15 protein-coding genes are annotated in these 16,380 nt (G+C 44.7%); 4 read left to right on the forward strand and 11 right to left on the reverse strand.

Features of this window, described 5'->3' with window-relative positions; translation table 11 throughout:
* Window positions 1-39: 39 nt before the first annotated feature.
* The gene (locus CXF86_RS01665) at window positions 40-843 is read left to right on the forward strand and encodes a DUF6776 family protein (protein WP_102038181.1); all 804 of its coding nucleotides are present in this window, start codon (window positions 40-42) and stop codon (window positions 841-843) included.
* Complete coding sequence (gene erpA, locus CXF86_RS01670) at window positions 836-1,186, forward strand: iron-sulfur cluster insertion protein ErpA (protein WP_101090530.1); 351 nt, start codon at window positions 836-838, stop codon at window positions 1,184-1,186. Before CXF86_RS01665 ends, erpA begins: the two co-directional genes overlap by 8 nt.
* Before the next feature lie 87 nt (window positions 1,187-1,273).
* Here erpA and CXF86_RS01675 read toward each other — a convergent pair whose 3' ends face one another.
* The 5 genes from CXF86_RS01675 to CXF86_RS01695 form a co-directional block, all read right to left on the reverse strand.
* Complete coding sequence (locus CXF86_RS01675; protein WP_101090529.1) at window positions 1,274-1,705, reverse strand: hypothetical protein; 432 nt, start codon at window positions 1,703-1,705, stop codon at window positions 1,274-1,276.
* Window positions 1,706-2,055: 350 nt separating this feature from the next.
* Window positions 2,056-2,436, reverse strand: a complete 381-nt coding sequence (locus CXF86_RS01680; RefSeq protein WP_101090528.1) for a DUF2750 domain-containing protein — start codon at window positions 2,434-2,436, stop codon at window positions 2,056-2,058.
* Between the two features lie 134 nt (window positions 2,437-2,570).
* Window positions 2,571-3,266 carry an aquaporin Z gene (aqpZ, locus tag CXF86_RS01685; RefSeq protein ID WP_101090527.1) on the reverse strand — a complete coding sequence of 232 codons (696 nt, stop codon included), beginning with the start codon at window positions 3,264-3,266 and terminating at the stop codon, window positions 2,571-2,573.
* 187 nt (window positions 3,267-3,453) lie between these two features.
* Window positions 3,454-4,905, reverse strand: a complete 1,452-nt coding sequence (locus CXF86_RS01690; protein ID WP_257985254.1) for an alkaline phosphatase — start codon at window positions 4,903-4,905, stop codon at window positions 3,454-3,456.
* Between the two features lie 90 nt (window positions 4,906-4,995).
* Window positions 4,996-7,755 (reverse strand): TonB-dependent receptor plug domain-containing protein, encoded by a 2,760-nt coding sequence (locus CXF86_RS01695; protein WP_102038182.1) that lies wholly within the window; start codon window positions 7,753-7,755, stop codon window positions 4,996-4,998.
* A 360-nt stretch (window positions 7,756-8,115) separates the two neighbouring features.
* On the opposite strand from CXF86_RS01695, the gene CXF86_RS01700 reads away from it, so the two are divergent.
* A complete protein-coding gene (locus tag CXF86_RS01700) occupies window positions 8,116-10,254 on the forward strand; it encodes a winged helix-turn-helix domain-containing protein (protein WP_180960984.1) in 2,139 nt (712 codons plus the stop codon).
* 22 nt (window positions 10,255-10,276) lie between these two features.
* Here the strand turns inward: CXF86_RS01700 and CXF86_RS01705 are convergent, their stop codons facing one another.
* A complete protein-coding gene (locus CXF86_RS01705; protein WP_101090524.1) occupies window positions 10,277-11,386 on the reverse strand; it encodes an anhydro-N-acetylmuramic acid kinase in 1,110 nt (369 codons plus the stop codon).
* Window positions 11,387-11,429: 43 nt separating this feature from the next.
* Window positions 11,430-12,851, reverse strand: coding sequence for a peptidoglycan DD-metalloendopeptidase family protein (locus CXF86_RS01710; protein ID WP_101090523.1), 1,422 nt, complete (start codon window positions 12,849-12,851; stop codon window positions 11,430-11,432).
* Window positions 12,852-12,977: 126 nt separating this feature from the next.
* On the opposite strand from CXF86_RS01710, the gene tyrS reads away from it, so the two are divergent.
* On the forward strand, window positions 12,978-14,174 hold the full coding sequence (gene tyrS, locus CXF86_RS01715; protein ID WP_101090522.1) for a tyrosine--tRNA ligase: 1,197 nt from the start codon (window positions 12,978-12,980) through the stop codon (window positions 14,172-14,174).
* 104 nt (window positions 14,175-14,278) lie between these two features.
* Here the strand turns inward: tyrS and CXF86_RS01720 are convergent, their stop codons facing one another.
* From CXF86_RS01720 to CXF86_RS01735, 4 genes are all read right to left on the reverse strand, one after another.
* Window positions 14,279-14,668 carry a hypothetical protein gene (locus CXF86_RS01720; RefSeq protein WP_101090521.1) on the reverse strand — a complete coding sequence of 130 codons (390 nt, stop codon included), beginning with the start codon at window positions 14,666-14,668 and terminating at the stop codon, window positions 14,279-14,281.
* 157 nt (window positions 14,669-14,825) lie between these two features.
* Window positions 14,826-15,305, reverse strand: coding sequence for a nuclear transport factor 2 family protein (locus tag CXF86_RS01725; RefSeq protein WP_101090520.1), 480 nt, complete (start codon window positions 15,303-15,305; stop codon window positions 14,826-14,828).
* Window positions 15,305-15,928: a trimeric intracellular cation channel family protein gene (locus tag CXF86_RS01730; protein ID WP_101090519.1), complete on the reverse strand. Its 624-nt coding sequence runs from the start codon at window positions 15,926-15,928 to the stop codon at window positions 15,305-15,307. The genes CXF86_RS01725 and CXF86_RS01730 overlap by 1 nt, the downstream gene beginning before the upstream one ends.
* A complete protein-coding gene (locus tag CXF86_RS01735) occupies window positions 15,925-16,302 on the reverse strand; it encodes a DUF2721 domain-containing protein (protein WP_101090548.1) in 378 nt (125 codons plus the stop codon). The genes CXF86_RS01730 and CXF86_RS01735 overlap by 4 nt, the downstream gene beginning before the upstream one ends.
* Between the last annotated feature and the right edge of the window lie 78 nt (window positions 16,303-16,380).

Genomic DNA, 16,380 nt, shown 5'->3' on the forward strand with positions numbered 1-16,380 from the left:
CATTGAAATGTGAGATTTTTATTAAGGGGCTGTTACTTAATGGCAAATTATCATCGTTGGATCGATCGCTTGCAAGTGATTGAACGACAATTTCGTACCTCAAGCGTATATTTATCTTTGTTGGTAGTGTCTTCATTAGTATTAGGGGCACTGTGCTTTGATGTTGGTTCGAGCTATTTTGCAGTGAAAGTAGAGCAACCAGCTGATCGAACTGAGGCGCTTTCAGCGCAGCTACATGCGCAAGCAAAGACCCTCGCCGCACGCAATATTGAATTAGCATTAGCGCGAGAGACTAATGCCAATATGCACACTATGTTTGTTGAGCAAGAGGGTAAGCAGCAGTCGTTAGCGCGAGAACTGGCTTTTTATCGCAGTGTCATGGCACCGGAAAACAGCGCCGATGGCGTTGCGATTAATGGCTTAGAGGTATCTGCAGAGCTTATACCCGGTCAATATAGGCTTAAGTTAGTGCTCACTCAACTCGAAAAGCGCAAACGTTCAGTGTCAGGGCGAAGTGAAGTGACATTCATCGGATTTGAAGACGGTAAACCTAAGTCGATTAAGTTATCTGAGCTAAGTGATGCATCTTTTAAATTTAAGTTTAGGTATTTTCAGGTGTTAGAGACAGAATTCACTTTGCCAGATGGTTTTATCTTGTCTAGAGTGAAGGCCAAAGTTACCGTGCCAGCGAGTCGCTGGGCTAAAGGTTCACAAACTGAACAAGAATACAGTTCACAAGAATTACGAGTCACTGAAAATGAGCAGAGCATAGTACTTGAACAAAACGGTCAGGTATTAGATAATTCTGCACAGCAATTAGATGTAAGAGGTAATAATGACTGAACAAGCTGAAGATGCTCTGCCAATCCGCTTTACTGATGCGGCAGCGTCAAAAGTAAAAACCTTGCTTGATGAAGAAGAAAATGACGCACTTAAACTACGTGTATACGTAACAGGTGGCGGTTGCTCTGGTTTCCAATACGGCTTTACTTTTGATGAAAAAGTAAACGAGGGTGACTTTACTGTAGAGAAGCAGGGTGTTCAGTTAGTTGTTGACCCTATGAGCCTACAATACCTTGTTGGTGGTGAAGTGGATTACACTACAGGCCTAGAAGGTTCACGCTTTTTCGTGAAAAACCCGAATGCAACGACAACCTGTGGTTGTGGTGCTAGCTTCTCAGTGTAAACTGATTATAGCGTTAGGCACTGAAGTGTCGTTCAATAAAAAAGCCGTCAATTGACGGCTTTTTTGTGTCTGTTCTATTAATATCGGTCAACGCATAATGTTAAGGTTAACTTCCCGATTAAAATATTGCCCAACCTTACGCGTGAAGGCTATCCATACCTGTACGATCGCTAACAAAATCAAAATGCTAAATATTATCCAATCAGGTACTTGTGCGTTAAAGCTGCCGATAGCAAAACTTGATGCCAAGTTTTCAGGATCGTAAAGTACTAAAGGTAACATGCTCACAATGGCCAGTTGCAAAGAGGTGTATACACGCAGCATGATTAATCCTGCTTTTTGCTTACCTATAATGGCTAGCACCATGAACAGGGTGAGAATACAAAACAACACCCCTTGCTTCATTATCAGGCCAGTGACGGATATCAGTACCAAAAAGACTAATAGGGCGATAAGGCGTTTCGGCGGGTTAACTTTGCTAAGCGTATTGGAAGCGGTGGCAGGGTTATTGGTATCCACTTTTTATTCTCTTTTAGGCAGACAATTAGGGGCTGTAGATCTTTCACGGTTATTTTTGCCGCCGTTTATTGGCTATTTTGACAAGGCGGAGGCTATGTCGTTTAGTCATTCTCCACAAATAGCCTACAACACCGTAAAAATAGCCAAGAAGCGCGGCCCTTAGGGTTCGTTTCAATGCTTTTAGTCTTGACTAGAATGCGTTACGAGCTTTTCGCTTAGCCAGCTAAGCATCATCGCTCAAGCCTTGTACTAAAATCATTGAATTAGAACAAAAACTAAGCTCGAAAGATCAACAGCCCCTAGTGCGGCTGCGGCTAGCACGAAGTTGCTAGCCGTGAAGCTTTACTAAATTAGTGGCTCTTTTTTGGTGCAAGGCGCTCTTCTAACTCAAACGGTTGAATCACTACACCGAGATCTTCTTGTACAGGGAATACAGCAACGAAAAGGTCGTCATCTTGCATGCCTGGAACCCAGCGCTCTAACCATTCATCAAGTGGGATAGCCAATGTTTGGCAATCTTGCCAATCATCAACAGCCCAAAGCGCTGCAGCTTCTTCAGTTGGCCACATTGGGATACAGTCTTCATCATCGGTGGTTAGCATTACGCAACCATCTGCATCCTGTAGAGACCACAATGTTTTGTGCTCTGTTACTTGCTCTACAAGGTAGTCGTAACGAGATTCTGGCGTCATTTCAGTAATCTGCTTCATGCTTTTGCTTTTGTTGCTCATGGTCTACATCTCTTAATTTTAAATGGGGCGGGCGTAAGCTATGCACGCAATGCGCCGAATTGGAACGGATAGTAACATTTAGCAGGAGAATGAAAAAGAAAACAGAGCCGAATAGGCTCTGCTTTTAGTTATTGCTATGTTTTTGCATTAAAGAACTTGTAAATAGTCCCCGCTAATATAGCGCCAAAAATCGGTGCGACCCAAAATAGCCAAAGCTGTGACAATGCCCAATCACCGACAAAGAGTGCCGGACCTGTGCTACGGGCTGGGTTTACCGAGGTGTTGGTTACTGGAATACTGATCAGATGGATAAGCGTTAGGCCTAAGCCAATAGCAATAGGCGCAAAGCCTTTTGGTGCGCGCTCATCAGTGGCACCGAGAATAATAATGAGGAAGAAAAGGGTCATCACGATTTCGCAAATCAACGCGGCCGTTAAGCTATAACCTCCTGGAGAGTGCTCACCATATCCATTTGAGGCAAAGCCTGCTGATAAGCTAAAGCCATCTTGGCCTGACGCAATCAGGTACAAAATGCCTGCGCCTGCAATGCCGCCAGCAACTTGAGCAATAATGTAAGGTGCCAGATCCGATGCAGGGAAACGGCCACCTGCCCATAGACCGAAAGAGACTGCTGGGTTTAAATGGCAGCCCGATATGTGACCAATCGCAAATGCCATGGTGAGAACGGTAAGACCAAAGGCAAATGCAACCCCCAGTAAACCAATACCAACCTCGGGGAAAGCGGCTGCCATTACTGCGCTACCACAGCCGCCTAACACTAACCACAATGTGCCAATAAATTCAGCCATCATTTTTTGAGATATATTCATAAATCCTGATCCTTTTGATTTGACCGACATACCTCAATGAACAGACTGCACTCACCATTCATTATGTGGTTTATGTATAAAACTTGCGCACTCGCTATTGAATATAAAGCATAATTCGAAGAAATGTTATTTTGATGACATTCATCACGCTTGTTTTGAGTAGACGCACAAGCGTGACGAAGGGGGGCTAAAGGGCGATCATCTGCATTAAGGTCTTGGCAATATCAGTATTGTCCTGATGACCGATAAAGGCTTGATAACCCATGCCATAGGCAAAAACGGGGACATCTACGCCATCGTGGCCGCTGGTGGTCCATCCGGTATAGGTCACTTCATCAATTAATTGCTTTACTGAATGGGTGAGTTTTTTAAGCGGTTTATTTGCTGTCTTTGCCGTTGCAATATTGGCGGTTAACAATACTTGTTGCACTTCAGTTAAGGGGAGTTTAGTCGCTTGCTGCCACAGTTTTAGCGGCTGCGTAGATTCAAGCATCTTGGCTGCAATTGCATTGGGCATCATAGTGACATGTTTCAATGCCTGGCCTTTCCATTGATAAGTGCCCGCGCGGCCTAAGCTTAACCCCCCGGTTGAATGGTCAGCGGTCATCACCAGCAAGGTATCCGGATGGTGATCAATATAGGCTTTGATTAAGATCACCGTTTTGGCTAAATCCTCCATTTCAGCCATCGCGCAGCTAATATCATTACTATGTCCACACCAGTCGATTTGACTCGCTTCTACCATCATGACGAAAGGTTGCTCACGTGCGCTAACAAGTTGCAACGCTTTCTCCGTCATCTGCATTAGACGCGCTGGATATTTATTGCCCAATGCTGGCGCTAATCCTTTGTTCGCAAACAGGCCGAGAGCGGGCAGCCTTGTTAGTTGATTGAGGTTGTCCATGTTATCTATGTAGTGGTAGCCGCGGTCGATAAAGCTTTTAGTGAGGTCTTTATCATTCCGGACAAAGTACTTTTTCCCGCCGCCGAGCATAAGGTCTGCAACTGGCTGACCATTGATAAGGTTGGTCAGATAGCTGTCGGCGATGGCGTCATAGTTGCGACGATATTCGTTATGCGCCAAAAAGCTTGCTGGGGTCGCGTGATTAATTTGAGAGGTTACCACTACAGCGGTGGTTTTGTTTGCCGCTTTCGCTTGCTCAAGCAGGGTGGTTAAAGGTTGCTGATCTTTGGTAACAGAGATTGCCCCGTTATAGGTTTTATGGCTGGTGGCCAGTGCCGTGGCAGCGGCTGCTGAATCGGTGACATAGGTGTCATCGTCGGGATAGGTACTCGACATGCCAACCAAGAGCTGATCAAATATGGTTTGCTCGACAGCTTGAGTTGCTGGGTCGTCATTAAAATAGCGATAAGCACTGGTGTAGGCTGGACCCATGCCATCGCCAATGACGTAGATGATGTTTTTAGGTGTTTGAGTGCTTGATTGTTCAACACTCTTTTGGGCTGTGCTTTGAGCGGAAATTGGTACTGACTCTGTTACCGATTGAGCTGTGAAAACGGTCAACAGTGGAAACAGTAACCCGCAGAATTTCAATAAGTACTGCATAGGAATATCCCTAAATTGAAACACAATAATGGCAGTAAAGAGCAGTCTCGGCGTCGCTTCGATAGTAAACATCCCCCTAAAAAAGGGAGGCTAATCCGAGTGTCTTTGTGTGCATTTAAAAAGGGCGCCTAGAAAGAGAGTTAGGCGCCATAAAGGGCGATGTTAGAACTTTTGTGAGTAACCGAAGAATACGCTACGGCCTACAGCCGAGTAGCTGCTGTTATCCTCTTCATAGAAAGGCCAGCTGTCATGCTCGTCGTTACGCTCATCATATAGAGGCGGCATTTCGTCAGTCAGGTTTTTAACTCCTGCGGTGAACTTTCCGTCCCAAGGCGCACTGTAACTTAGCGTCAGGTTAAGGGTTTGATAGGCACCAAGCACATCGGTGTAGTCTTCTTCTTCATACTCGTCACCATCGGCATCGATTAAGGTAAAGGTATCTTGGCCTTTGGCTTCACCTGTGTAGTAATAGGCTAAGGTCGCTGAGAAATCTTCCATCTTCCAATTTACGCTTGCCTGACCTTTCCATTTAGGAAAATAATCGGTTTCAGTCTGTTCCTCAATCTCGCTTTCAACGGTTTCCTGATACTCTTTTTTGATTAAGTAAGAGGCAGCCAGTTTCAATTTAAACTCACCTGCTGCAGTTTCTGGGAATTGATAATTAAAACTTGCATCAATACCTTCAGAGGCTTCATAAGCGCTATTAATTGGGCCTTTACGCATACAGTCTAGGTTTTCAATACCGTCGTCATCAAGCTCATTTAAGTAGCCAACAACATTCATTTGATCGCAGCTGGTGTAATTGCCTGTTTGATCATACTGAGCGGCATCATCTAACATTTCATCGGTTGAGATGGTTTTTACAGCACCTTCTAGTTTTATGTTCCACCAGTCTAAGGTTAAGTCAGCGTTGTCGGTGATATTGGCGACCAAACCTAGGTTCCAGAAATCACCTTTTTCTTCGGTCAGGTTTATATTGCCCGAGCTAATGCTATTGTATTGATCGTCGTAAACTTCATCAGGTATGGTTGGGTGAGGGTACTCGGTGCTGCCAAAGCTACGTGTGATCCCGGCGTATAGACGATGCATATCTGGTGCTCTAAAACTTTTGCCCCAGTTGGCACGAACAAGCACTTCATCAATTGGGCGATACATCAGACCTACCTGTGGTGTGGTGGCGCCGCCAACGTCGGAATCATCTAAATATTGGTCATAACGCAGTGCAGCTGAAAGCTCGAGTGATTTAACCGCAGTGATATTGGAGAGCAGTGGGATCTGTAATTCACCAGCAACGGCAACACGATCGCGGTCACCTTTACCGCCCGTGCCACCCATACCGATATAACCGCCGCTTGTAGTGACGGCATCTAGCGTATCTTCGTAACTTTCTCGTGCCCACTCAGCGGTTGTTGCAAAGCCAACAGTACCCGCTGATAGCTCCATCAAGTCGCCAGTGAATACCGCTTGAAATTGATGCATGCTTGAGTCTGATTCTTTGGTTGAATCACCAATCAATGCATTCACTTGTTCCGTACTGAGCTTGTTATTTGGATACCACTTAGCGGCATCGGTATCGTTAGGGTCGAATGTCAGCATGTCCAAAAGTGCATCCGCTTTCACCATGTGATGATTTTGCTTCTCGTACTTGTTGTAACTGCTTGACCAAGAGACATCTAGCTCATACTCACCGATATTACCGTCGACGCCAAACGAGAGCGCTGCTTTAGTGTTTTGAGTATCGTAAGTACGCGGTCCTGAGAACTCTTCCATACGGCGACGCATTTGGAATTTATTGTAATCGTCAAAGTCAGTTTTTTCGTAACTGAGTGCGCCGGTAGCATCATCTTCGTAGATATAAGCGCCGAAGCCTTTCTCGTCTTTGTACTTAGTCGATTCTTTGTAAGAGGCGTTGACCATGCCGTAGATCTGCCAGTCATCATTGAGATCATAGGTGCTGCTGAGGACTAAGTTGATGCGGTCATATGCTGATTGCAAACCACGGTCTGCATATTTGTCATAGTAGCAATCATATTTATTAACGGGCGTATAAACACCTTTATCACCAAATAGGTTTTCACATTGTGCTTCATCGACTGGGCTGTATTTATCATCAGTGTAGACGCTATCGTAATCGCGAACCCATGATGCCCAGCTAGAGGCTGATGCATCGCCGTATGGGCCTGCTCCCCAGCGTTTATCGCCGTCTTCATCTTCGTAATAAGCAGGACTGTAGAATAGATCTCTTTGGTCCGTTTGGATCTGCTGTACATTTTTATATTCGATCATCAGCAGTGTTTGGCTTTTTTCGGTATTAAAGCCCTGCAGGTAAGATAGGTCGAGCTGTTCGCCACCCCCCTGTGTAGGGTCGTTATATTTAACCGCGATTTTACTGCCTTCATATTCGGTTTTTAATATGATGTTCACCACACCACCCACGGCATCAGAACCATAAATGGCCGAGGCGCCACCCGTTAGTATTTCTATACGTTCAACGGCTGCGGTAGGGATGTCTGAAACGTCAACAAAGTTTGATGTTCCACCTGCTGCACTTGGAAAAGATGCCTGACGACGGCCATTGATGAGAACTAAGGTTCTGTTGGCACCCATACCGCGTAAGTTGACTGAGCTAGCGCTGTCGGTGAAGCCATCGCTTTCACCATTTAAAGAACCACCACTGCTGGCTATTGATGATTGCAGTACTTCAGCGATAGAGCTGAGTCCGCTATTGGCTATCTCTTCGGCAGTAATGACGGTTACCGGGGCGACACCTTCAAAGTCGGTACGTTTGATCCGCGAACCTGTTACCTGAATTTTCTCTATTGGCTGCTTTGCATTTTGCTCTGGAGTGATGTCTGCAGCAAGTGCGGTAGTCGGTGCTACTGTGGCGAGCGCAATCGCCATACTTAGTATTGTTCGTTTCATCAGTTGTCGTCCTTTTTTGTTTTATTTAGCCAATAACAGTGGGGAGACCCTCTGGCTATTTTTTTATAGGAGCTATGTCTTTAGGTGTGGTGCGGTCCCTTCAGTTTGCCCGGACTTAACTTGTAAATACTTTGTTAACCTCTAGCAATGGCTTGTGTGTCGTTTATTCGTTGTTTATATATCTATTTAATGTCTATTCTGTTTTTAATTAATAAGTTAGTATGACTTTTAACGCATGGTTTGCAATGTTAAAAGTGTGGAGTAAATGATCGTAATCACTATAATTGCCACGGCAGAAATAATGAATAACGTACAGAGTCAGTTCATGTTTGGCTAAATATGCACAGAGGTGTAGTGGCAATGAAGAAATTAGTGATTAGGTTTGAGCTTGCAAGCTGCATTATTGATCCAAGCGATCATAGCTTACGTTTTACGGCAGCTAACGAGCATGCTTCGCCTGATAACAGCGTTACACTGCAACCCAAATTTATTGAAGTGCTCGCGTACCTTGCTAGCCGTTACCCTGAAGTGGTATCTCGTGAAGAGATTATTGAACACGTTTGGGACGGCAATGCGTATGTCGGCAGTAAAGCACTAACCAATGCGATATGGCATTTACGCCAGCAACTCAACCCGATCTCTGACGAGCCTGTTATCGAGACGGTGCGTAAAAGTGGTTATCGTTTATTGGTTGAACCCAAATATAATCCAGCGGATTTGGTTGATGATGTCAATGTATTGCAGCAAGTGCAAAGGCAAGTCGATAAGCTAACTATTGCTCTTAAACGCAGTTGGATAAGTATTTTTGTTCTCTGTGTAATTAGCCTGATGACGCTCGCCTATCACCTTTATCGTGATCGTATTGAAATGATGCAGACGCAGATAACGCGCTTATCTTGGGGCGGAGAAGCTGAACGATTTCCGGCGGTATCGCCAGACGGTAAATGGTTAGTGTTTGGCAGTCGTAGTCATGGTCAGAGCTATAGCTTATACCTGAAAGACCTCAGCGATTTTAACAGTAGCCCGAAACGACTCACTTCCAATGCCAGCCGAGAAGCGCGTGCAGTTTGGAGTCAAGATGGCACCGTGCTGTATTTTCCAAGTGAAGACAAACAAAGTGGCCAATGTATTATTAATCACTTTACTGTCGCGACGGCAAAGACGGTTCCATTGGCCCGCTGCAATAGCTATATGTCAGCACTTGATATATCACCTAACGGAGGCGAACTTGCTTATATCGGCTTCGACTCTGAGTATGACATTGGCGGGCTGTATATATTTAAGCTAGTTGAAGCGGGATCAAAGCCCGTCAGGCTTTCTTGCTTAGTGGATTGTAACTACAGAGACCGTGATCTGGCTTATAGCCATGATGGAAAATGGTTAGCCATTGCACGGCGTTTTGGCAATATTTCAGAAGATATCTTTATTCGCAACCGTCATACCGGTGAAGAGATGCGGTTAACGGAAGGCTTGGAAGATATTCGAGGAATTACTTGGCATCATGATAACCAGCGTGTGGTGTTTAGTACTGAGACATCCGGTGTACGCAATGGTTTTATTATTGATATTAATAGTAAACAGACACACGCATTAGATATCAAAGGCTTAAGTTATCCTAAGTTTTTAGACAACAGCGATGCGTTAGTCTTTGAACGTCATAACAAAGAATATAAAATTGTTTATTTACCCACTCATTCAACCGTGCCAAGTGCGCCATTTCCTTTGTTGCAGTCCGGCTTTAGCTTTCGTAATCCTGATTATTCAACCCAAACTAAACGCATTGTTTATGTATCGAATATTACAGGCGCAAATGAGCTTTGGACCGCAGACCATAATGGCGATAACCGCCGCCAGTTAACAACGCTCAATCAGCGAGTGGCTTATCCTCGTTGGTCTCACGATGGTAAGGATATTGCTTTTTTAGCGCCAGATGCTAAAGGCGAGGGCAATGTGATCCATGTGCTCAATTTGGCGAGCCAAAGCTTAAGTATTCTAGCCTCGCCCTATATCGATCATGGCCGCTTAAACTGGAGCTATGATGACGCCTCAATTTTCACTTCGACCAAAGATGGTTTAAGCCAGTTTTATCTCGGTAAGCCCCAAGTGAGACTTATCTCTAGCGTTGCAGTACGTTTGGCTCACGCAACCAGTGATAATCGATTGTTGTTTACCAGAGAGGACCGTAATGGTTTGTGGGCGCTATCATTAGCCGCCCCTGATAAGCTTACGATGCTGGTACCGTCACAGGTATTTAAAGAAAATCATAATTGGACAGTGACTGATAACGGCATCTTTTTTAAAGCGAATAGCGTGGGTTATCAACAGATAAATTACTGGGACTTTACCCTAAAGGTGATTGAGCCAATACTGCGCCTGCCCTCATCAAGTTTAAGCTCATTTGGCTCAATGAGCTTTAATGAGCATCAGCAACAATTGTTGATGACGCTCAAATATTCTGATCGCGATGTCATGATGCTGAAGCACAAGCTACTCAACTAATAGAACATTTATATTTAGAGAACTAAAGGGCGTAAAACTTGCCGCCCAGTATTGCTGCTCGACTGGCTCCTGTGACCGCGGGTAAATTGCCGGGTAGCCCCAAATGAAAGCGCATAGCGAGCCACGCAAAGGCAATACCTTCAACCCATTGGGGGTTAATACCAAGCTCTGCGGTGGTGACTATTTTGTAATTAGGCAGTAACTTTTGCAGACGACACATCAGTTCTGTGTTGTAAGCTCCGCCGCCACAAACGTACATCTCAGCTTCAGTTGCCAATGCTAATGCGTCATTGGCAATGCTGTAACAGGTTAAGTCCAGTAGGGTTGACTGAATATCCGCTGCGGATAAATAATTAAACTCGGCCAGTTGTTGCTCTAGCCACGCTTGGTTAAACAGTTCTCGGCCGGTGCTTTTAGGTGCCGCTAAAGAAAAATAAGGGTGCGATAGCAAATGCTGAAGCATTTTCTCATCGGTCGTTCCTGCTTTAGCCCATGCTCCCTCTTTGTCATAGGGTAGATCTTGCTGATGTTGGATCCATGCATCTATTAATGTATTGCCTGGACCCGTATCAAAACCCGTCACCGCGTCGGTGTTACCCGGCAGGTAAGTAATGTTGGCGATGCCACCAATATTGAGAATGATGCGCTTGTGGTTTGGCATTGCGAATACATGCTGATGAAAGGCGGGTACCAATGGAGCGCCTTGGCCACCGAGCGCAATATCTTTACGCCTAAAGTCGGCGATAACATCAATGTCCGTTTCGGCGGCAATGGTATTTGGATCGCCAATTTGTAAGGTGAAGCCCATCTCCAAATTAGGCATATGGCGGACGGTTTGACCATGGCTGCCTATGGCAATAACGGCAAGCTTATCAACCCCTGCTTTCTCAAGTAGGTTATTGACGGCTTTAGCAAATAGCTTACCCACTGCGCGGTCTAGGTGACCTAAACGGTTTATCTCGTCATTTCCAGGCAAACATAACTTCTGTAAGTTGTTTAACAGCGGCGCAGGAATAGCTTCAGAATGATATTCAACCAAAGTAGGTGTGTCAGCGGTAAATTTAACCAGCACGGCATCGACACCATCCATACTGGTGCCTGACATGAGGCCAATGTAATAGCTTTTGTTCATAGTATTGAACTCTTCTGTTGGCGTTGATTAAGCATAAGAAACACTAATGCGATGCTATCTGTACCTGCTTATTATGTTCAAGCTCGGTCATCAACGTTTTACTGACGATGGCAAATTGATTTCTTTCTTTCTTGGCGATAGCTTCTGACTTAGGTAGCTTCACCGTGCGCGGGTTGCGATGTACCCCATTTACAATAAATTCATAATGTAAATGAGCGCCAGTGACACGGCCTGTTGAGCCCAGTGTACCGATAATTTGCCCTTGCTTAACCGAAGCGCCAGTTTTTACTTTACGCTTCTTAAGGTGCAAGTACTTAGTGGTGTACGTATCGTTGTGCTTAATAAAAACGTAATTACCATTATATTGATTATAGCTCGACTTTATCACTCGGCCTTTACCTGCGGCCTTAATCGGTGTTCCCACCGCAGCAACATAATCGACACCTCGGTGCGCTTTCACTCGACCAGTGACGGGGTGTAAACGGCGCGGATTAAAGCTTGAACTGACATATTTAAAGTCAACAGGGGATCGCAAGAACGCTTTACGCATACTGCGGCCTTCTGCAGAATAGTAGCTACCGTCTTTATACCTAACTGCGGTATAGCGGTCACCTTGATTGGTAAATTCAGCGGCGAGAATATTGCCGTTGCGTAAGAACTCCCCATCGGCGTACTCCTCTTCAAAAAGAATCGCGAAGTGATCATTTTTTCTTAGATCTAATGCAAAATCGATATCCCAACCAAAGATGGTTGCCAGCTGCATGATTTGGTTGGGGGTTAAGCCTGCCACAACACCCGCATTCCAGAAATTACTCTCGATAGTGGCGTTGGCAAATTTATTGCGGGTTTCAACCGTCTTTGTGGTGATGCTTTCTTTATAATCGTTACCGACACGGTTAACGACTAACGTTGATATTTTATCGATATGATAGCGAAGTTGTACCAGCTTGCCGTCATCATTCTTAGCGATGACTAGCTCGTCGCCTGGCATGATCTTAAGCAGGTTCTTCTTTGCTTTTGGCAGTTGGGTGACATCATAAACATCTTTTGCCGTCAGGCCAGCGCGGCTAAATAGCGCTGCTAGTGTGTCACCACTTTTAACTTGGAAGTATTTCTCGTTGAGTAATGGCGCAACGTCGACCTGCTCTGCGATGGATTTAGCGGTTTCAGCTTGTCTGTGTATCGATGGCTGCACTAATGGCTGTTTTCGAGTCTCGGCATGTTTTAAACTATTTTCTAAGTTATGTGCTTCAGATCCAGCAGGCGGCGTGGGGGCACGAAAAGCCAGCGGCACTTCATAGCGAGTATTTACGCCGTATTCACCGTTTGATGAGACTGTTTGCTTAGATGCTTGAACATCTTCAGATGGCATTAAGACAATAATTACTGTGACAAAAACTAAGATACATAAGAGTACTTGATGTAATTTTGGCAGTAATTTAAATAAAGTTATGACCTTTCCCATTGACCCTGGTACCAAATTCGCGCTTTCTTAGTGATCCCCTTAGTGTACACACTTTCATTTGTGCTGGCTAACAAGTAACATTAGTCCCCAGATTTTATGATTAGGCTCCCAGGAGTAACCGCCGACATGGCTGATTTAGAGCAAGCATTAGCAGAAATTAAACGTGGTACCGACGAAATTTTACTTGAAGCGGATCTGCTGGAGAAGTTAAAGGAAGGTCGTCCGCTGAGAATCAAATTAGGCGCCGATCCAACCGCACCCGATATTCACCTAGGTCATACGGTGATTTTGAACAAAATGCGTACCTTCCAAGAACTCGGTCATGAAGTGATTTTCTTGATTGGTGACTTCACCGGTATGGTTGGCGACCCCAGTGGCAAAAACAGTACTCGTCCTCCGTTAACACGTGAGCAAGTAATGGCTAATGCGGAAACTTATAAGCAACAGGTTTATAAGATTTTAGACCCAGCCAAAACCCGTATTGAGTTTAACTCTAGCTGGTTAGAGCCATTAGGCGCTGCAGGTATGATCCGTCTAGCGTCGCAACAAACTGTTGCCCGTATGATGGAACGTGATGACTTTAAAAAGCGTTACGGTTCTGGTCAGTCAATCGCTATCCATGAGTTCATGTACCCACTACTGCAGGGTTACGATTCAGTTGCACTTGAGGCTGATGTTGAATTGGGCGGAACAGATCAAAAGTTCAACTTATTGATGGGACGTGAGCTGCAAAAGTCAGCGGGACAAAAACCACAGACCGTTATCATGATGCCACTGCTTGAAGGGTTAGATGGCGTTAAGAAGATGTCTAAGTCGGCGCATAACTACATTGGTGTTAGTGAGCCTGCTGGAGAGATGTTCGGTAAAATCATGTCTATCTCTGATGAGTTGATGTGGCGTTATTTTGAACTGCTGTCGTTCCGTCCGTTAACAGAAGTTGAGCAGTTTAAGACTGACGTTGAAGCCGGCGCTAACCCGCGTGATATTAAGATTGCTTTGGCGAAAGAGATCATTGCCCGCTTCCATGACGAAGCCGCTGCTGATGCTGCGCACCAAGAGTTTATCAATCGCTTCCAAAAAGGCGCGATTCCTGAAGATATTGAAGAGTTAGAGATTGCTGCTGGTGAAGGGATAGCGATTGCTAACTTACTCAAAGAAGCGGGTCTTGTTAATTCAACGTCTGATGCGATGCGCATGATAAAGCAAGGCGCAGCAAAAATAGACGGCGACAAGATTGAAGATACTCGTATGCAGCTAACGGCTGGCACGACAGGGGTATTCCAAGTGGGTAAGCGTAAGTTCGCTAAAATCACCTTGGTATAAAGCACTTTGTTTTAAAAAGCGGAGCTTTATTGTGCTTGGCGAATTCATTTGCTGAGCGCGTTATACCTGTTGCTATACCGATACTAAACTAACTGCTTAGTATTTTAACAGCGGTCTGTGCCAAAGTGCAGGCCGTTTTTACACTGCCAAGTGAGCTTGGCATCATCTAATACCCACAAGCCTTTCTGTTTTTCCATTGACAAAATCAACAGCATTTTTGGATGCTTATCATTTTGTTGACTGACGTTATAGGTGACCACCTTTCCCTGAAAATTCTTAACTCTGGCTAACGAAAAGTTATCTCCGGAGTATTGTGCTGAAATAGACTCAGGCGCCTGAGCCCAATGCTCAGAATCTATTTGGGCTTGGTTAAGCTGTTGGTTAAAGTGCTTAACAGGCTGCACAGCATAAGATACGACGATGGGTTGCTCATAGGCAGAAGCTGCGCCACAAAAGAGGACTGATAAAGCAAAAATAGTACGACGGATATTCATAACGACCTAACAGCAAAAATGTCTCTATTGTTTTGACAGGCTAAATCGAAAAAGTTTCCTTAAAAAACACTAAAATGCGATCTAACGCCCAATCAGTTTTAGCGGATATGCCGTTAAGCCCTGTGTGCGGCGAGCTCGAACTCAGGTTCGTTAATGTTTATTGTGTTGATAATTGATCTGACATGGTTTGATAATCCATTAGATCTTGATGCTCTTTAATTCGGTTGTTGGTCATGTCGAGACTTAAGGTGGTTACGCCTGGAATGGCGATATCAATAATGCGTCCTGGCTTACCAAACTGCTCACCAGGCCCTTTGTAATGATAGTTCCCTATCATCACCACCAGAGAGCCAGAATTAAACATATGCTCAACATTGAAACTGTATTCAAGTACGCCGAGATGGGCGCGTTTTAAGAACTGTAATATATGGCGTTTACCAGTATATTTAAGTTTCGCGGTTCTGTCATTAAAGACGCTATCACGACTATAAAACGAGGTCAGTTTGGCATAGTCTTGTCTGGTAAAGGCTTGGATATACTTGACTGCTAACTGTTGCTCTTTAGGCATGTCGCCGTTGTTAGCCAAGCAAGGTAGGCTGAAAAAAACCAGTATCAAACTGAATAAGCGTAATTTCATTATGGTTGCGTCTTTAAGTCAAATGCAGGTAAGGACAGATGCCATCGTATTGCGGCTAATCTAATGATCAAGGCGGTCGTCATCGCAAATAGCAGCGCAAACATATCGTGCGCTCCCCAATGTAGACTAACGGTATAACAGATACCACCGATGATTGATGCGGTCGCATAAATCTCGGTACGCAATACCATAGGGACTTGTTGGCAAAGAAGGTCGCGAATAATCCCGCCACCGACACCAGTTATTAGCCCCATGACCACCGCTATCATGCCACCGAGTTCTAGGCTTAAGGCTTTCTCTGCACCAATAATGGTAAAGAGTACCAGCCCGAACGCATCCGCTACCGGGAAAATATACCGTGGGACTCTTTTAGGTTTACGGACAAAAATAAAGGTGAGAAGCACAGTCGCTAATATGACAATAATGTAGTTGGGATCTTGGATCCAAAAAGCAGGCGTAGTGCCTAATATGGCATCGCGGATACTCCCGCCACCAATCGCGGTAACGGATGCGAGCACAATAACGCCAAACGGATCCATCTTATGCCGGCCTGCAGCTAATGCGCCGGATAGCGCAAAAACCGAGGTACCACATAAATCAAAGAAATAGATCCAATCAATCATCTGTCCAGCTCTTTTAGATGGATGTTTAATGCATCAACAGAGATACGGATCTCGATGACGGAAAGCAGTAGTGAATAAAGCAGCAATAACAAGCTGCAGCCAAAAATGAGAGAACCAATTTTGTTAAAACCAATATAGATAAAAATCATGCACAATACACACAGTGCAAAACTCAACACTCCGGATTCCTGCATTCTCTTAATGAGGGTTATTCGCCGACGTAAGTTTTTTAGCTGGCTATCGTGAATCGGTTGGCCATTGGAACTCAAGTTACGAATAAGTGCAGCTAATGCAAAAAAACGGTTGGTATAGGCGAGTAACAGCAACGAAATTGCTGGGAATAGCAATGCTGGCGTGGTGAGTGAAACATGAATGTTATCTAACAAACTGATAAGCCTTTAATGAAGATATTGACCAGAACAATAATAATACCTAGGTCAATAATTTATACA

It is taken from the genome of Shewanella sp. GutCb, assembly GCF_002836135.1.
GTDB lineage: Bacteria > Pseudomonadota > Gammaproteobacteria > Enterobacterales > Shewanellaceae > Shewanella.